This window comes from Paenibacillus sp. FSL H8-0048, assembly GCF_038002825.1.
Lineage (GTDB): Bacteria > Bacillota > Bacilli > Paenibacillales > Paenibacillaceae > Paenibacillus_AQ.
The window spans coordinates 3,366,482-3,385,089 of sequence record NZ_JBBODF010000001.1 but is presented as its reverse complement, the minus strand read 5'-3'; the positions used below and the strand labels follow the sequence as shown (position 1 = coordinate 3,385,089).

13 protein-coding genes are annotated in these 18,608 nt (G+C 54.3%); 6 read left to right on the top strand and 7 right to left on the bottom strand.

Translation table 11 applies throughout. The features are described 5' to 3' along the window. Nucleotides 1–51: 51 nt before the first annotated feature. Both NSU18_RS14340 and NSU18_RS14335 read right to left on the bottom strand, forming a co-directional pair. Nucleotides 52–1,668: a helix-turn-helix domain-containing protein gene (locus tag NSU18_RS14340; protein ID WP_341018944.1), complete on the bottom strand. Its 1,617-nt coding sequence runs from the start codon at nt 1,666–1,668 to the stop codon at nt 52–54. Further along, on the bottom strand, nt 1,655–3,460 hold the full coding sequence (locus NSU18_RS14335; protein WP_341018945.1) for a sensor histidine kinase: 1,806 nt from the start codon (nt 3,458–3,460) through the stop codon (nt 1,655–1,657). Before NSU18_RS14335 ends, NSU18_RS14340 begins: the two co-directional genes overlap by 14 nt. Nucleotides 3,461–3,682: 222 nt before the next feature. On the opposite strand from NSU18_RS14335, the gene NSU18_RS14330 reads away from it, so the two are divergent. From NSU18_RS14330 to NSU18_RS14315, 4 genes are all read left to right on the top strand, one after another. Beyond that, nucleotides 3,683–5,254 (top strand): extracellular solute-binding protein, encoded by a 1,572-nt coding sequence (locus tag NSU18_RS14330; protein WP_341018947.1) that lies wholly within the window; start codon nt 3,683–3,685, stop codon nt 5,252–5,254. A 78-nt stretch (nt 5,255–5,332) separates the two neighbouring features. Then, nucleotides 5,333–6,241: an ABC transporter permease gene (locus NSU18_RS14325; protein ID WP_076157105.1), complete on the top strand. Its 909-nt coding sequence runs from the start codon at nt 5,333–5,335 to the stop codon at nt 6,239–6,241. 24 nt (nt 6,242–6,265) lie between these two features. After that, nucleotides 6,266–7,135, top strand: a complete 870-nt coding sequence (locus NSU18_RS14320; protein ID WP_341018948.1) for a carbohydrate ABC transporter permease — start codon at nt 6,266–6,268, stop codon at nt 7,133–7,135. A 33-nt stretch (nt 7,136–7,168) separates the two neighbouring features. After that, entirely contained in the window at nt 7,169–9,388 is a 2,220-nt protein-coding gene (locus tag NSU18_RS14315) for an alginate lyase family protein (protein ID WP_341018950.1), read from the top strand. A gap of 48 nt (nt 9,389–9,436) precedes the next feature. Here NSU18_RS14315 and NSU18_RS14310 read toward each other — a convergent pair whose 3' ends face one another. The 5 genes from NSU18_RS14310 to NSU18_RS14290 form a co-directional block, all read right to left on the bottom strand. Continuing rightward, nucleotides 9,437–10,183 (bottom strand): hypothetical protein, encoded by a 747-nt coding sequence (locus NSU18_RS14310; protein ID WP_341149341.1) that lies wholly within the window; start codon nt 10,181–10,183, stop codon nt 9,437–9,439. Between the two features lie 41 nt (nt 10,184–10,224). Beyond that, complete coding sequence (locus NSU18_RS14305; protein WP_341018952.1) at nt 10,225–11,232, bottom strand: iron-siderophore ABC transporter substrate-binding protein; 1,008 nt, start codon at nt 11,230–11,232, stop codon at nt 10,225–10,227. A gap of 81 nt (nt 11,233–11,313) precedes the next feature. Further along, entirely contained in the window at nt 11,314–12,951 is a 1,638-nt protein-coding gene (locus NSU18_RS14300; protein WP_341149340.1) for an AraC family transcriptional regulator, read from the bottom strand. Between the two features lie 39 nt (nt 12,952–12,990). Next, nucleotides 12,991–14,016, bottom strand: coding sequence for a helix-turn-helix transcriptional regulator (locus NSU18_RS14295; protein ID WP_341018955.1), 1,026 nt, complete (start codon nt 14,014–14,016; stop codon nt 12,991–12,993). Nucleotides 14,017–14,130: 114 nt separating this feature from the next. After that, nucleotides 14,131–14,907, bottom strand: a complete 777-nt coding sequence (locus tag NSU18_RS14290) for a polysaccharide deacetylase family protein (protein WP_341149339.1) — start codon at nt 14,905–14,907, stop codon at nt 14,131–14,133. A 192-nt stretch (nt 14,908–15,099) separates the two neighbouring features. Between NSU18_RS14290 and NSU18_RS14285 the strand changes: the two genes are divergently transcribed. Further along, nucleotides 15,100–16,509, top strand: coding sequence for a deoxyguanosinetriphosphate triphosphohydrolase family protein (locus tag NSU18_RS14285; protein WP_341018959.1), 1,410 nt, complete (start codon nt 15,100–15,102; stop codon nt 16,507–16,509). Nucleotides 16,510–16,710: 201 nt separating this feature from the next. After that, the gene (locus NSU18_RS14280) at nt 16,711–18,495 is read left to right on the top strand and encodes a methyl-accepting chemotaxis protein (protein ID WP_341018961.1); all 1,785 of its coding nucleotides are present in this window, start codon (nt 16,711–16,713) and stop codon (nt 18,493–18,495) included. Nucleotides 18,496–18,608: the final 113 nt, after the last annotated feature.

The window sequence follows — 18,608 nt, the reverse complement described above, 5'->3', positions numbered from 1 at the left end:
TACAATGGGCTGAAGAGTATCCATGCTGCCCTCACAGTTTAGTTCCTGAATTTATATGCTTTGAGCCCCCTGCCGGCGGTAATCGGAGGGGGAGACGCCAGTCTCCTTCTTGAAGATGCGGTTGAAGGAACGGTAATTCTCGAACCCGATGGATTCGGAGATTTCGAAGGTTTTGTGGTCGGTGGTGAGCAGCAGCAGCTTGGCCTGTTCGATCCTCAGGCGGGTCAGATATTGGACAAAGCTCTCGCCGACGGCCTTTTTGAACATGGAGCTGAAGTAAGGCACGCTGTAATTGATTGAAGCCGCCAGCTCCTCCAGCTTGTAGGGATAGCTGAGATCCTCGCGCATCTGCTGAATGATACGTGTGATGGAGGCATCGATCTTCCGGCCGCCCTCTTGAAGCTGCTGAAGCTTGCGGAAATAATCGCAGGTGATCTCATGTACGGAGTTGAACGTCTGGCACAGCTCGATTTGTACACGCAGCTCTGCTTCGAGGTCCGCCCCGCCTTCCGCCCCAATGACGTTATGGCTCATATCCAGGAAGACCCGCAGGTACAGGGACTTAATCTGCTCCGGGTCCCAGGCTTGCTCCATGGCTTGACGGTGCAGGGACTGGCGCTCCTGCTCCAGAGCCGCCGTGCTGAGATGGGGCTCCAGCAGCGCTTTCTTCAGCACCTTGCTCCAGAAGCGGCTCTGCGGCTCAGGAATCCGCTGGAAGCTGGAGAGCTGACCCCACTCCCCGATACTGATAAGCTCATTGCAGCGGTAAAAGAACGGATACGGCGCTGAAGCCAGCCGCTTCAGCGCCTCCGGCCGCTCCTCCAGTCCCTGGTCGAAGCTGCACAGCAAGGCGATGCAGTTCATCCGGAGATTCGCGGCCAGGGATTCCAGCACCTGCTCCAGGAAGCGGGGTCTCTCCGTCTTCATGCTGTCGGTATACAGGGCCAGGAATCGCCCTTTGTCGAGGGCAATAACCTTATGCGGGCCTATGCTGCCGAGCAGCTCCTTCAGCACGTTGACCCCGGCGAATTGCCACAGCTTCAGCTCCTCCAGCTGGTCGATCGGGAAGCGCAAGGAGTTGCGGTCCAGCTCCAGCAGCAGGGTCATGAAGCCCTGGCCGTGAAGCGGAAGCTGCGCGTCTGCAAGACTGCGCAGCCATTTGGCTTCGGCCGCCGGGCTGCGCAGCATGTCCAGGAACAGGCTCTGCTCGATCTCGACCTCGCTCAGACGGACCTGCTGCTCCAGCTGCAGATAATTGTCCCTCGTCTCGCCGCGTGAATCCGCCAGGACCGCCAGCTCCTCCATCGTCCGGGTCAACAGGCCCGGATCGGAGAGGCAGTCATCCTTAATCAGATAGGAGGCTGCCTTCAGATGAATGGCCTGCTGGGCATAGTGGAAGTCCTGATGGCAGGTCAGGATAATGATCTGCGGCGCACGGACCCCGCTCCGTTCAATCTCGCGCAGCATCTCCAGCCCGTCCATGCCCGGCATCGTAATGTCGGTGACAATCAGCTCCGGCTTATGCTTCAGGAACAGCTCCAGTCCGTCCCGGCCATCCTCGGCTTCGCCGACAAGGGTGAACAGGTCTGCGCGCTCCTCAATGAAATGCCGGAAGACGGTTCTTGCCGGAATCTCATCCTCGACAAGGACAACTCTATAGTGATTCATGATGTTCCTCCTTAATCAGAACGTTCCCGGACGGCAGCAGCATGCGGATGGTCAAGCCTTCGCCCGGAGCGCTTGTGAGCAGGATTTGTGTCTCCGCCCCGAACAGCAGCTTCATACGCATCCATACATTCTGCAGTCCGATGTTCTCGGCAGACTCTTCCTGCTGGAGATGGAGCTGCAGCTTCTTCAGCTCAGCCTCTTCCAGACCGATCCCGTCGTCCTCCACTTGTACAATAATATGGCTTCCGCCGGGACTTCTGTATACGCGCACCCGGATATGCCCTTCCGGTGCCTTGCGCGGGAGAATACCGTGGAATACCGAGTTCTCAATCAGCGGCTGCAGACCCAGCTTCGGAATCATCATACCCCGCAGCGGCTCCTCGATCTCAGCCTCCAGATGGATCTGGCATTTGTAGCGCATATTCAGCAGCCCGACATAATCCGCCAGATAATCAAGCTCCTGCTGGAGCCGCACCGTCTGCTCGAAATTCTCCATCGAATACCGCAGCAAGGCCACCAGCCGTCCCATCAGGGAGTTGATCTTCTCATAATCCTTCATCATGGCGAACATACGGATCGTATTGAGGGTATTGTACATAAAATGGGGGTTGATCTGCGACTGCAGTGCCCGAATTTCCAGTTTGCGCTTCAGGTCCTCCGAATCATGCAGGTCTGCCAGCAGATCCTGAATGCGGACAGCCATGGTATTGAGCATCCGGCCCAGATCCCCGATCTCATTACTCGCGAAATGGGTAACCCTGGCCTCGAAATCCCCTTTTTTCAGAGCATCTACCTGCCGCTTCACAGCCTGCAGAGGCCGGTAGAGCTGATACCCGAAGCCGACCACACAGAGCGCCCCCAGACAGACCAGTATCAGCAGGAAATAAGTGACGGTCCGGCGGATGATCTCGGCGCTGGCCGTCAGCTCCTTGGACGGAATCTCCGAGAGTACGATCCACTTGTCATAGGTGGAGGTCTGTTTGACAGAGACTATGGAGGAGCCTGCCGCGAACTGATCGGGGTGTTTCAGCTCCTTCCAGCGCTTCAGAATCTCCTGCACCCGCTGTGTATCCTCCTGCTTCTCCAGCTTGCTGGTCGTGGCAATGGTCAGGCCGTCTTCAGTCAGCAGGGAGATCGAGCCCTCGCTCCCAAGCTGAATATTCTCGATCTGCTGCTGGTATTGGCTGTTGCTCATGGAGATCAGCAGCACGCCCTTCAGGTCCTTATATAAATCGAAGGGAACGCGTGAGATATAATAGGTAGACGAATTAAGAATAGCCAGCTCAGGCATCGAGTGCTTGTCCAGAAAAAGATTCGGCCGTCCCGAAGCCAGATACGCTTCAATCAGCGGCCTGTACGGGGACTCCTCCAGCATGGCAGGAGCTTCCGTGGAGGAGAGGACTTCTCCGGTGACGGCGGAATAGACCTGCAGACCCTCCACATTCCCGATGATGGCGGAGGCGCCGCTGAGGACGGAGATCAGATCCTTTTTGCGGACCACCTCCTCAAAATATTGAGCCGACGGCGAGACCAGCGCGCTCTGAATGGACGAGATCCGGGAGTATTGCTCGCTGAGCTCCCGCAGCCGGGTCATGGTTAATTCAATCCGGTCCACGACCTGATTGACGAGCTGGGCGTTCAGGCGGTTCACCTGCTGCTCTACTGTTGTACTGGATACGCTTACAGAGATGAAGGACAACACAATCAGTGGAACCACCGAGATGGCGAACATGACCACAATCATCTTAATATAGAAGCTCCGCCGCAAAAAGCTGAAAAAGGGTGAATTCATAGAGTCACATCCGTTAAGGGTTTTGGACTACGGATACCGGGCAGGCTATCCTAAACAGATTATAGTACATTGGCGGACATGGAGATACCTGCGGCCCGGCAAATCTTAAAAATGGTGACACTTTGGCTGGAATCCGGCATGTTCTTAAGCTCCGGCGTCTTCTATAATCCAAAGTGTAAGCACGATGTAAACGCAATCAATACAAGCAAATGGGGGATGACAATGAATATTACAAAAAAGCTTGTACCGCTTGTAGCTTCAGCGGCGTTGATGGTAACTACACTGGCGGGCTGCGCCGGAGATAAGAATTCAGCCGCAGGCAGCACGGCAGCGCCGGAAGGCAGTACACCAAGCGGTGCGGCCAGCAAGCCGGCCAGCATTAAAGCGATGACGATTCTCTTCGGCAACCCGCCGGAGATGACGAACAACAAAGCGCTGGAGGATCTGGAGAAGCGCGGCAATGTCGATCTGAACGTTACTTTTGTACCCTCTGAGGCTTATACGGATAAATTGTCTGTGGCGGTATCCGCCGGAGATTCCTATGACCTGCTGCTGATGGACGGCGGCAAGGATGACAAGTTCAACAACCTGGTCAAGATGGGCGCCTTCCATGATCTGACCCCTTATATTGAGAAGACCAAAAATATCAGCCAGATTGATGAGGTGGTCTGGAACGGTGCCAAGATTGACGGCAAATCCTACGGGATTCCCCGGCCGCGCGGCCTCTACGGCGGTGGTGAAGCGAACATCCTGATCCGCAAGGACTGGCTGGACAAATATAGTCTGCCTGTTCCGAAGACCATCGATGAGCTGACGAATGCGCTGAAGGTCTTCAAGGAGAAGGACCCGGCCGGCGGCGGCAAAACCATTCCGTTCACGATCTACGGCTCAGATGGTGTGAACAGCCCTGGACCATTCTCCGGTGTTCAACCCATTCAGTATGCCTTCGGCATTCCAAATGTGTGGAAGCTGGACGGAGACAAGGTGGTCCGTGATTTCCAGACCCCGGAATACAAGGCATTCCTGGAGTGGCTGAGAGATTCGTGGAGCAAGGGACTGATCGACAAGGATGCGCCGGTGCTGAAGAACCAGGGACAGGCGCGGAGTAAGTTCCTGGCCGGTACTGCGGGTGCTTTTGTCGGGAATGTCAGTGATATTGTGGAGACCAACGTGGAGAAGCTGAAGCAGACAGACCCGAAGGCCGAAATCGCGATTGTCGATGTGCTTGAAGGCGCGAACGGACAGAAGGGCGCTTCTGTACTCTCCGGGTACTACGGACTGTGGGCGGTTCCAAGCTCCGTGCCGGAGGATAAGGTGCAGCAGATTGTAGACTTCCTGGATTTCACCGCCTCCGAAGAGAATGTCGCATTCTCCAAAGCGGGAGTTACAGGCATTCATTCCAGTGAATTCAAGGATGGGATGGCCGTGCAGACCGAGGAGCAGAAGAAGCAGTATGAGCTGGATAAGCCGAACAACTTCATCCTGGAGAACCGCGCAGATCCTTATGTATACGCCAACTCCAAGGAGCCGGACATCCTGGCGCTGCAAAAGGCGACTCTGGATACGATCAGCAAAATCGGAGTGGAGAATCCGTTCCTCAGCTACAACTCACAGTATGCCAGCAAGAATCCGGACAGCTATAAGAAAATGAGTGCGGTAATGACGAAGTATGTGCTGGGCGAGGGAGCCTGGGAGGATGTGCAGAAGGAAATTGATGCCTGGACGGAGGGTCCGGGGGTGCAGATCACCAAGGAATTGCAGGACCAGTATAACGCAGAGCATTCCGCGAAGTAATACAACAACACTATACACAGAGGCAAAGGAGGGGGCTTTCCCCTTTCTTTTGCCCATTTGGATAAGGAGGTTTAGCCTGTGCAGAGAGCTTTACGACCCAAACGGTTTCATCAGCTATGGCCCTTTTACTTACTGGCAGCACCGGGTATTCTCTACTTTCTCACCTTTCATTACATCCCGATGACAGGACTCATTCTGGCCTTCAAGGAATACAGCCCGTTCAAGGGCATGATGGACAGTCCCTGGGTGGGGCTGGATAATTTCAGACAGTTTTTCGGGACCTCCGATTTCTATATGTTGCTGAAAAATACGCTGCTGATCAGTCTGCTGAATCTGATCATTTATTTTCCCTTCACGATCTTCCTGTCGCTGCTTCTGAATGAAGTGCGGCTCAAGGTGTTCAAGCGTGTCTCGCAGACCATCGTATATCTGCCCCATTTTCTCTCCTGGGTCGTGATTTACGGGATTACGATTTCCTTCTTCGGTCCTTCGGGCGTCATTAACCATTACCTCGGCCAGTGGTTCGACGGCAGCGCCAATTTCCTGGTCAGCAATGAATGGTTCCGGCCGCTGGTCATCTTCCAGTCCATCTGGAAGGATGCGGGCTGGGGCACGATTATCTTCCTGGCGGCACTGGCGGGGATTAACCCTGAGCAGTATGAAGCAGCCAAGGTGGATGGAGCAAGCCGGTTGCAGAGCATCTGGCATATCACCCTCCCCGGCATCAAAGGGACTATCGTGATTCTGCTGCTGCTCCGTCTGGGCTCCTCCATGGACTCCAACTTCATGCAGATCTTCCTGATGACCAATAGCCTTAACCTCGATGTCTCCAATGTCTTCGATCTGTTCGTCTACCACGTCGGTCTGGAGCAATTCAATTACAGCTTCGCGATTACCGTAGGCATGTTCAAATCCGTTGCCAGTCTGATCCTGGTCCTCGGGGCCAATTATGCGGCGAAGCTGCTGGGTGAGGAAGGCATATTCTAGAACTAGAACAGGAGTGGAGAGGTTATGAAGCTTAAGGCAACCTGGTTTGATACCATTATTGTAGTCATAATTTGCTTAATCAGCTTGCTGGTTATTCTGCCTTTTCTATATATTATTGCGGTCTCGTTCAGTCCGCCGGGAGATTCGATGGCCGGGAATTTCTTCATCTGGCCCAAGCACTGGACACTGGACGCCTACAGCTATCTGCTGAATGCGAACACGTTCCTGACCTCCGTCAAGAACTCTGTAATTATCACGGCGATGGGCACGGTGCTCAGCCTGTTTGTCTCGATTACACTGGCTTATGCCCTGTCGAAGAAATTTCTGCCCGGACGCCGGATCATGCTGCTGGTTATTTTCTTCACGATGATTTTTCACGGGGGCATGATTCCGAACTATCTGGTCGTCAAAAATCTGGGTCTGATCGACTCCTACTGGGCGGTAGTGCTTCCGGCAGCCTCCAGTGCCTTCAATATCATGGTCATCCGCTCGTTCTTCCAGAGCCTGCCTGAGAGTCTGGATGAAGCGGCAAGAATTGACGGGGCCGGAGAATTCCGGATTCTCTACTCGATCGTGCTGCCGCTGTCCAAGCCGATTATCGCCACGTTCACTCTGTTCTTCATGGTGCAGTTCTGGAACGAGTTCTTCTCGGCGGTTATCTATCTGAATGATACGACGCGCTGGCCGATTCAACCGCTCCTGCGGCAGATGGTAGCGATCAGCGCCTCCAATATCTCGGCAGAGGCAGCGGTGGATGCCTCGCTTGCGGCTAACCTTGGACCCAATGTCCAGAATGCGGCCATTCTGCTGGCGATGCTGCCTATCGTCATAGTGTACCCGTTCCTGCAGAAGTATTTTGCCAAGGGTGCCATGCTTGGTTCGATTAAGGAATAGACTCAGGCGGAGAGATCCGCGAATATAAAGGTGATGATAGAATTGAATATGGGGTATAAGGATCTGCGGCACAATCCCGCATATACGAAGCCGCAGCTGGCTGCCGGGGAGTTCTTAAGAACAATGCTGGACTTGACCAGACCGGAGCTTGCCGGTGTAGCTGCGAAGCTGGACGCTGGCGATGTCCCCGGTGCACGGGATGCTTATTTAGAAGTCATTGCAGCGGGTAACAACTGGAGATATTACTTTGAGGTGAAGGATGTTCCTGGGCTTACGGCGTACGCTGCCAGCCATTATAGCGGAGAGGAGGAGGCGCAGCAGGATATTGCCGAGGCGGACCGGATTGTAGAGGGGGATATCCCCCTGTTCAAAGGGAAAAGAGTGGTCTTCCGGCAAGGAAGGTATGACTGGAACAGCTGGCTGTTCGACAGCTCGCAGTATCAGCTGCATCTGACCCGGTTCGTCTATGTGAAGCGCCTGTCCAGGGCCTACGCCCTGACCGGGGATGACAAATACGCCAAATGCTTCAATGATATGATCAGCCATTTCATTGACGATAACCCTATGCCGGTGGATGGTACCTTCCGGGCAGAGCATTCGACCTGGGACCCCCTCTCGGCCGGTGTGCGGATGTTCATGCTGCCGGAAGCGTTCATTACCTTCTTCGGCTCCCCGGCCTTTAGGGCTGAGGTGAAGCTGAAGCTGATTCAGTCCTTCCAGCAGCATGGGGAATATGTGCGCAAATACCATGCCGGCGGCGGCAACCATGTCTGCATGCAGCTCCGGGGGCTGACTCAGACGGCGCTGCTTCTGCCGGAGCTGAAGGATTCCGCCGCATGGCTGGAATACGCCGGACGCAAGCTGCCGGGATACATCCTTGAGAACGTCTACCCCGACGGGGTACAGTTCGAGGGCAGCCCGAATTACCACCTGATCGTCATGCGCGAGCTGTATGAACTGGTGGTTCTCTACCAGAAGCTCGGCATCGATGCCGGAGAATACCGGGAGACGCTGGAGAAAATGTATGTCGTCACGATGCATCTGCTGGCACCGGACGGGCAACTGGTCAAGTTCGGCGATACCGATGTTCAGGTCGTCAGTGAGCTGAGGGGTGTCATGAGCCTGGGCGCTTATCTGTACCAGCGGGGGGACTTCAAGGCATTGGGCCATGAGCGGCTGCCGTTCTCCCTGCTGTGGAGAGTGGGGCCGGAGGCTGCGGCGGAGTATGATCAGCTGAAGGCCGTGGAGCCCGCGGAGACAGCAGCCTGCTTCCCGGCAGGCGGTTATGTGACCTCGCGCCAGGGCTGGAGCCCTAACGATATGTACATGGCGATGCGGGCAGGCGTCGGGATCGGCGGGCATGCGCATTCCGATGCGCTTAGCCTGGTGCTCTACGCCGGAGGACGCGAGCTGCTGGCGGATTCGGGCATGGGCTTGTTCGAGTGGAACAAGGAACGTAAATATATAGTCTCGACCCGCGCCCATAACACTGTAGTTGTTGACGGGCAGGACCAGCATGTCCGCAGCTTCCACTGGAATACGCCGCCTACAGCCAGCTGCAGAATCTGGGATATGCAATTTAATGAGGTCTATGATTATGCTTTTGCAAGCCAGTACGGATATACCCGGTACGAAGATCCGGTGGTTCACTCCCGTAAGGTGCTGTTCGTCAAGAACAGCTATTGGCTGATCGTGGACCTGTTCGAAGCAGAAGGGCAGCACCGTTATGAGCAGTACTTCCACCTGCCGCCGGGTACAGCAGCCTGCGACTCTCTCAGCGGGGAAGTGGTCTCTCAGCTGGAGGGGGCCAATCTGCTGCTGAAGCCGCTCCCCTCCGGGCTGGCTGAGGACCGGCTGACGCTGGAGCAGGGCTTGATCTTCAAGCAGGGCCACTACAGCGGGAATCCGGTAATGAAGCGTTCCCTTACCTTGACGGGGAGCGAGGCTATCGTTACCCTGGCTGTTCCGTTCGGGGCAGCAAAGCCGCAGGTGAGCGCAGAACGGCTGCCGGTACGGCAGCATGGGGAATTACTCTCCGTGCAGGAGGCCACCGCGCTGCGTATTGTGATGGAGGACCGGGTGGATGATATCTGCCTTTACCATAAGAGCATTGATGTCACCAGCTACCTTGACCATACCGGCAATATTATCTCCGAGGCGCTGCTGCCCCGTAAGAGGGAGCCGGAGGGCATCATGTTTGCCGGAGGCAGCTATAACCGGGATGTTATTGTCAATATGGGTCCTAGAGAATAGCAGAACAGAACAAAGCAACGCCCCTCCCGAACCGGTGAGGGGCGTTGCTTATTCATCTAATATACGCCCTCGCTCTTCCGGGGATAGCTTGGGGCAAGTGCTGCAATACTCTCCGGCATCAGGCCCAATCCTGATCCGGTAGGCCAGGCAGCAATGCTTGCGAAGATATAATGAATGGCCACGCAGCTTCGGATGCTCATACCGCCGGAACCGCATGGATAATTCATCCGGCTTCTCCGGCTGAAGCAGGGTAGTATAATCCTTGCCTATGATCCGGCCCCGGTCCTCAGAGTCCCAGAGTCCCTTGTCCGTATGCAGCCGTCCATACAGGTTATGCAAATTATGCGCAATCAGCGACCACATGACTTTCTCCTGAGCTCCCGTATACCCTGATACAGACTGGAGCACCTGCCGTAAATGTGCCAGCAGGCGATCCATATAATCGGCAAGGCAGGCTTGACGGACTTCCGAAGAGTTAGCAGGCCATTTGTCCGTGGCGGCCCTTTCTGCTTCATAATGCATCATTCCTGCATCCGTCAGTCTGAACCGTAAAGCGCCGGGCAGCAGAGAGAGCGGGGTATCGAAGAGTGTGATGGAGGCGGCCAGTCCCATGATCAACACCGAGTACCTTTTGGCAAACAAAGTTCCTACTACAATTCCTGGAGGCTGCCCAAGCTGAAGTGATTGCTGCCCGATAATGAGCGGAAGCTTCGCTTCGTCCAATAGATCCTCTGTACTGAACGGAAAAGAAGTACTCCGTTTCTCCGCGACAGTCACGGCAAAATGCTGCTGCATGAAAGCTTGTCTCCACTGGCTGCCAAAAGGTACAACGCCACTCATTGCTCTAGCCATGCCATGATTTCATCAATAATTTCACCCCGGCCGATCACTCCCCAGCCCTTGAAGAGCCAGAAGGAATCGGTCTCATGAACCTTTCCTCCCTGTACGGCAGGGATGTTCTTCCAGAGCGGGCTGGCCTGCATGCTGTTCAGGAAATCGCGGGCATTGGAATCGACCTCAAGGACGATAAAGTCTGCTCCCAGCTCCGGTATTTTCTCCAAGGATAAATCTGCTCTTTGGTCTTCCGGCGTAAGTGCGGCAGGTTCGAACCCGAGATCCTGGTAGAGTAATGCATTGGTTGGATGACCTTGCTGTGCGTACACTTGGAGTGTCTTCTCCCGTACACGGAGGTAGGCGAGTTTTTTGTTGTCCAGCGCTTTGATTTTCCCGCTGGCCTGGACCGTTTTCTGTTCCAGTTCAGCAATTTTTTCCTTCGCCAGGTCCGTCTTGTCGTACATCTCCGCAATGGTTAGCAGATCCTTGGTCCAAAAGGAAGTATCGTCTCCATAATCAAGCCATTCATTTCCAAGAACGATGGTAGGGGCGATTTTGTTCAGTTGCTCATACGAATTCTCGGCCGTCCTGCTCTCAATAAGAATCACATCCGGATCAAGCAAGGTAATGGCCTCAAGGTTGGGATTATCTGCCGAACCTACGGTTTGTACACCCTGCAGCTTGTCAGCCAGATAGGGAAGATACTCTCCTCCGTACCGGACCTCGGTGTTTACACCGGAGGGCTTCTCTCCGATAGTCAACAGATGATCTATGTACTCTGCTGTGAGAACAACGATTTTTTCGATTTTGGCCGGAATCACAGCTTCTCCCTTAAGGTGGGTAATTGTGCGTGTGCCCGGTTCCGCAGCTCCCTGACCGCTGGTTTGGGAGGCGGAGGGACGCGGTTCTTCAGAAGCCGGTTGTGGTTGTCCTGCTCCATTGCTGCACGCAGCCAGTATCAGCAGCAGCACGGCAAGGAGCAGGAACTGGAGGGATTTCATTCGCTTCATTTATTTCTAGTCTCCTTTGTGCAATAGATAATAATAATCATTATCATTATGATAGGAGAACGATCCATACTTTTCAATGGATTATAACCCTGTGTTGGCGTGGATAATTCTATCGGCCGGTCTGCTAATCCGGGATGCAACATACGACATGGCCCACTTTCTGCCTGAGGGTCCGAGTGTTTTGAACAACAGATCTCCGGCATCGAATACCCGGGACTGCTTCACTGCATCCAGTGAAGACCATTCTCTGGACGAGAGCAGGGCTTCCAGCCGTTGTCTCGATTCAAGGGTAGGGTCCGCAGCCAAAAAGATGGTTCCCGGATTATACCGGGGAAGCTCATGAATCTCGAAATCCACTGCTCCCGTCTGCTCAAGGGTTGAGGAGGGAGGACGCAGTCCAAGATCCTGGTATAGCAGAGTTCCTGTCTGATTGGAGGCGCCGTACAAGCGGTAGAATTCAGAGCTGACTCTGATAAAAGAAACGGTGGGCAGCACATCCTGTGCCTCCAGCTGTGATCTAAGGAGGTGCTTCTGCTCTGCGTAGCGGTTCATCCAATCGTCAGCCTGCTGCTCTCTGCCCAGAATACGGGACAACCTTGACAACTGCTGCTCCACATTATCGGTATGCATAAGAACAACCGTCGGTGCGATGGACTCCAGGACCTCGCCTGGTAACAGGCGGTCGCTCCCAATAATCAGATCAGGCTTCACCCGTGCCAGCTCTTCATAATTCAACCGGGAACCGTTCAGGCGGACTATGTCCTGCTCCAGTATACCGGAGTGGGGGAGGCTGTAATTTCTTGACACCCGCTCCCGGTAAGACAGCGCAGTCACTGGCGCCAGTCCAAGTGTCATCAGGTAATCATCCAGACCATAGTAGAGAACAGCAATACGGATATGATTATTTTTGAGGTAGCTGGCCGGTGCCACGCCTTCCGATTTTTTGAACACCCGGCTAAAATAATGCTCGTCCTTATAGCCCACTTCCTTGGCGATCTGCTTGACCCGTTCAGAAGAGAACAACAGTTGCTTGGCCCTTTTTATCCGCTCCTCCATTAAATAAGTCATAGGAGTCTTTTGTGTAAGCTGCTTGAACGCTCTGATAAAATGATTGGTGCTTAAGCCCGCCATTAGAGCCAGTTGCCCGACTTTAAGCTCTTGGTTGTAGTTGTTCTTCATGTGGGCAAGCACAATGTCCATCCCTACAGCCTTGTCCTGCACAATACGCTTACTTGGTTGAAGGAGCATCGCGAGCAGCAGCTGCAGCCGGTATTTGGCGTGCATCATATCCTCCGGGTCACGGGTACGGTGAAAGGAGGTCATGTGGCGGGTGATCTCTGCAGCCTGTGGATGGCCGGAAGCTTCAAGCTTCCCGCTAATTGGAAATTCCGGAGGGTGGAGCTGCTGTTGCCTGCGATTTGTACGAAGCTGGATACAGGAGAAGAAAATGATCATATAATGCAGCGGTTCTGTCGTCAGCGCTTTGCCTTCCACCGAAGTTTCGGGCAATAACAAAAAGAAATCTCCTTTATTCGCCGTAAGCGTCCTCCCATTTAGGATAATCTGCCCTTTACCTGCTGTAACATAACACAAGGCATGGCGGTGAAGGACCCTGCGGGGCAAAGACTCCCCTTGTGCAAATCTTCCGTAATAGCTGTGTATGCTTGAAAAAAACAAGCGCTCCGGCCTGAATGCTGCCTGCGGTATTGTGGATAACATGCGTACCTCCTCGTTCGGCCGGAAAAATAGCAGATCTTTTCAAGTCTCGTAAATAATATCTCCCGTCTCACTCAGGTCATAGCTGTGAATCGAGCTTAGCTCACTGCGGAACGCCTCCGAGCGCAGAATATCCAGAATGGCATTAATCCAGGCTTCATTCTCCGGCTTCTTCACCATGACCAGATCGTAGCGCTCGCGGATCAGCGGAATGAAGTCGATGCCTTCAATGATTTTGGCTGCTTTCTCGGTGCCGATGCCCACATCCGCCCCGCCTCTCGCCACCAGACTGGCTACTGCCAGATGACTGTTCTCTTCATTAGTATATCCATTCAAACCTGATGACGGAATTCCATGCAGGCGCAGTTGTTCATCCAGCAGCACCCGGGCGCCGGAGCCGCGTTCACGGTTAATCAGCGTCACTCCGTCCTGCCGGAGGTCACCCCAATTGCGGATGCCCAGCGGATTACCCTTCTGCACATAGAAGCCTGCGCTGCGTGTCAGCAGATGCACCACTATATAGGAGAAGCCTACGAGCAGCTTGCGGATATAAGGCAGGTTATATTCACCGCTGTCGCCGTCCAGCAGATGGGTGCTTACAATATCGGATTCACCCTGATACATGGCTATGAGGCTGTCCAGACTGCCCGCATAGGAACGGAGCGGACGGGTGGACGGCAGGGTCCGCTCCAGATGGGTCGCCAGAATATCAAGTGACATATCCTGGCCGGTAATGACTACATTTATACTGCTGCTCTTCATGCTGTGCGGCGGCGGGGAGGCGAAGGCCTGATAAGGCGCGGCGAACGGCGGCCCCGTCTGCTGCGATGGCTGGGCCTGCGGCAGTGCAGCTTCGGTTAGTCCGCCCCCGGGCAGCGGATTTGCATAGGCCCCGCTGTTGCGGGAATTCTGCTTGTACTTCTCCAGATCGGAGAGGTCCACGCGCATTTGCTTGCCGACGCGGTAAGAGGGCAGCTCGCCCTTTTTGATCAGATCATAGACCTTGAGCTTGGAGATTTTGAGCAGCCGGGCGATTTCCTCGGTTGTATAGGAAGTATTCTCGGTCATATATTAACCCTCCTGGGGGATGGACTGGCAGATTCACAAATAGCCATATTAGCATAGCCTTATTATGCTCAAGACTACCTTATTTTGAGAACCTGTGCAATCCGGGGAAGGCCTCTAATAGGTCATATGCCGGTCCGTCTTCGCCTGCTGCACATCGGATAACTCAATCAGCTCCGACACGGTCACGAACCGGAAGCCCTGCTTCTTCAGCTCAGGCAGAATGATCTTCAGCGCTTCCTTCGTCTGTGACGGCCCGTGGACATGGTCGTGGAACAGGACAATATCCCCGCTCCTCGCATTGCGGATCACCCGGCTTGAGATGTTCCAGACGCCGGGGCGGTTCCAGTCGCGGGTGTCCTGATGCCAGGACCACAGTACGGGCTTCAGGCCCATGCTGTTGGACACATCGATCAGGGTCTCGTCGTACATTCCGCCCGGCGGTCTGAACAGGCTGCTGTGCCTGCCGGATATCTTCATAATTTCCTGCTCCGTCAGCGCGAGCTCCTCCTGAATCTGCTTCCCGGAGATTGGCCTTTTGAAATAGACATGGTTATAGGTATGGTTCGCCAGCTCGTGTCCTTCATTAATTACGCGTCTGGCGACATCGGGATAGGCAGCGATCCGCTTGCCAATCGCAAAAAACGTACATTTCGCATCATACTCATGCAGCACCTCCAGAATGCTGTCCGTCTCCAGGGGGTCCGGTCCGTCATCGAAGGTCAGGGCAATCACCTTCTGGCTGGTGCGCACTTCCCAGATCATATCGCCGCGCTCCTCATAGTAATAGCGGTTTTTTGCCTTGCCCGGACTGCCCAGGGCCAGATCGGAAGGGCTGTGCATCAGCGTCAGTATTGCAAGAACTGCGGCGGTTATTCGGGTGGCTGTTCTCATAGCTCTCAGATTCACTCCACACTTGTTTTTATAAGCGGTTCCTGCTGCTTAAGTCTTAGAATGCTCTATCCCCCTTGGTTGCTATGCATTTATAGCAGCCCGCAGGGTGATTTGCATTTTAGAGTGAAAGTTCCGGCGGAAATGACTTATAATAAGTTACTAAATACAGATCAAGGAATAGGGGCAGCGGAGATGACACTGATTGAACAAAGAGAGCATAGACAATATCCCGAAATCACGAAGCTGGAGACCTCCAGAGCCGCATATGAACGCGACTATTCGCGTCTGATCCATTCGCCGACCTTCCGGCGGCTGCAGGGCAAATCCCAGGTATTCGGAGCCGGAACCGGGGATTACTACCGGACGCGCCTGACCCACTCGCTGGAGGTGGCGCAGATTGCCCGTGAAGCGGCCAAGAGTCTGCTGCGTTCTTACCCGGAAGTAGAGACAGGAGCTGCGGACAATCCGGGCCTGGTCATTGATCCCGAGGTGGTGGAATGTGCGGCCATCGCCCATGACTTCGGACATCCCCCGTTCGGGCATAAGGGAGAAGAGGTGCTGGACAACCTGCTGGAGAAGCTGGTGACCCGCAAGACGGTGGAGGCGGTAGCCAAGTCCGGGGCAGGGCCCGTTCAGCAGCAGACGATTCATGAGAGTATGAAGCGCAAATATGAGCATTTTGAAGGCAACGCCCACAACTTCCGCCTGATTATGTTCCTGGAGAAGCGCGAGAATATCGACGGCCTGAACCTCTCGGACGCGGTGCTGCTGGGCATTAACAAATATCCTTTTCCCGGGACAGTGCTGAAGAAGGGCATGTATCTGCACGAATGGGAGTATATCCACGAGATCCGCACCCAGTGGGGAATTCCGGCAGGCAAAAAAACGCTGGAAGCGCAGCTGATGGACCTGTGTGACGATATTGCTTATTCGGCGCATGATCTGGAGGACGGTATCAAAGCCGGGAAGATTGAGGTGCATGAGCATTTCATGCATGACGACTATATCCAGCGGCTGATTGTCGAGAAAATCACCACGCTTGAGGATGCCTTCTGGTCCGGCTGGAACAAGTCCGCGATCCGCTTCAAGGTGGAGGAGGTGCTGAGTTCGTTCCTGCGGGTCTGGAAGGAGAAGATGCCGACCTGTGAGAATGACTACTCCCGCACCCGCCGTGAAGTTAAGGCCTATTGGGTCAGTACCTTTGTCGCCAGCCTCGGCGTGATCGGGGACGGGGACTGGAAGAAGGTTACCTTCATTAAGGAAGGCAAGGAGGATGAGGACATGCTGCGGACCGTCAGTGTGCTCAAAAGCTTCGCCTGGGTAACGATGATCCGCGATTTGCGCGTACAGCGTCTGCAGAAACGGAGCGAGTGGATACTGCGGCGGCTGTGGGAGGCGTTCCTTGATCCCGAGACATCCCGGAGCATTATCCCTTCCGACTGGCTGCAGCGGTTCGAGAAGGACCAGAAGTCAGCCAGACCGATCTGGACCTGGGAGCATATGGTGACCGATTATATTGCCGGAATGACCGACGCTTTTGCCGAGAAAATCTACAACGAGCTGTACGGGCTGAAGGTCGGCTCGATATACGATCTGGATTAGACCTATATAGTGGAACCTTTACCTGTCCGCTGCCTGGGCTGGCAGGTAAAACCTTACATCGAAAGAAACATATAAATTTTTAGCCGCCTGCTGCCGACATAGTACATATAACCTATTTTTTTTTGCTTTTTTTATGAAAACGAATGTAAACAGATGGAAATCGGTGGGATCATCCAGATTATTTCAAGGGGGCACACAAGTGTGGGCATAGGTCAGCGACTGAAGGATTTGTTAGGAAAAGGGAGGAAGGGAGCAGGCAAGAAGCAGCAGGCGAAGCTGTCCAGCGGCGGAAAAAGCATTGGCTTCAAAATCGCATCCGGTTATGCGGCTCTGGCTGTATTCGTTCTGATCAGCGGCGGGGTGTCGCTCTATCAAATGAACGGCATGCAGAATAATACCGGGAAGATCATTAATCACATCATCCCCGAGTTGAATAAAATTCATAATGTCAATTACCTCACAGAGCATGTTATGGCACTCAGCCTGCAGCATATTCTGAGCACTGACAACGCAGACAAAAACGCCCTTGCGGAAGAACGGTCGGAATTCATCCGTAAAGTATCGGATACCTTTAAGGAATATAAAGCCAATCTGAAAGGAGATCAGGAGCTGAAGCAATTACAGTCGCTTGTCGGGAAATGGGGCGAGTTCCTGACGGTCAACAATCAGGCGATCCTGCTCAGCAGCTCCAATGACGAGAAATTAGCTCTGGAGGTATCGCAGAAGGGAATTGACGCTTTTAATTCCATGCAGGTGGATCTGGATGCGCTGGTAGCACACAGTCACAAGGATGCTGAGAATGAGGGTGAAATCTCTGCGAAAATTTTCAACACCTCCGTGACGTTAAGTATTGTGACTGTGCTGGCTGCGCTTCTGGTGATCGGCTTGACGAACACGGTTATCCGCAAAACCATTATCAATCCGCTTAAAAGGGTAACTGCACAACTGCAGCAGATTTCAAGCGGGGATCTGACGGCGGAAGAGACGCTGATCCGCAACAAGGACGAGATTGGCCTGCTCGCCAAGACCGTAAATGAAACGAACCGCACGCTGCTCGAAATGGTCAGCCAGATCCGAAATGTATCCACTATTATTTCGGAGCAGGGCGATGAGCTGATGCATCGTATTGCCGATACAAAGGAAGGCAGCAGCCAGATCGCGCTGACGATGGAGGAGCTGGCCACAGCCTCCGGGAGCCAGGCCGAAGCAGCGGTGGATGCCTCCAAGGCGGTGGAGGAGCTTAACACATTAATTGAGAATTTTGCCGGCAGAGGCACGGATCTCTCCAATCATTCCGAGCAGGTACGGCAAAAGGGTGAGAAGGGCCGGGCGCTCATGGAAAGCTCCGTGGCGCAGATGAACGAGATTGCCGCTGCGGTCTCGCAGTCTATGGACACCGTAGAAGAGCTGAACCGCAAGAATGAAGGCATCTTCCATCTGGTGGGGGCCATCCGCAGCATCTCGGAGCAGACACATCTGCTGGCGATCAATGCCGCCATTGAAGCCGCACGGGCCGGTGACAGCGGACGCGGCTTCGCTGTTGTCGCACAGGAAGTACGGAAGCTGTCAGAGGATGTGCAGCGGACGGTCTCGGAGATTACAGAGATTACGCAGGGCATCCAGCTCGACTCCAGAACCATGGTGGAGCAGTTGCGCGGCGGAGTAGCCAAGACGGAGCAAGGCAGCCGGCAGATTGTCGAGACTGGTGACGCGCTTGCCGAGATCAACGGCTCGGTCCGCATGATGGCGGTGACCATCGACGAGATGGGCCAGGACCTGCAGCAAATGACTGGTGCCAGCGAGACTATGAACGAGTTCAGCCAGCATATCTCGGCACTCTCCCAGGAATCCGCGGCAGGTGTCGAAGAGACCTCTGCTTCTGCACATGAGCAGCTCAGCTCAACCACCGCTGTAGCTAACGGCATCGCGGAGCTGAAGCTGCTGCTTACGGAGCTTCGGGAGTCGGTGACCCGCTTTAAGGTGTGAGGGGGATAGATTGAAGCGGTAAAATTTCGGGGATTAGGGATACGCCGTGACTGCAGAGAAAGTTTGGACTTCCGGCCGCTGTTGTTCCCGGATTTCTTGATTTGAACCGCAGC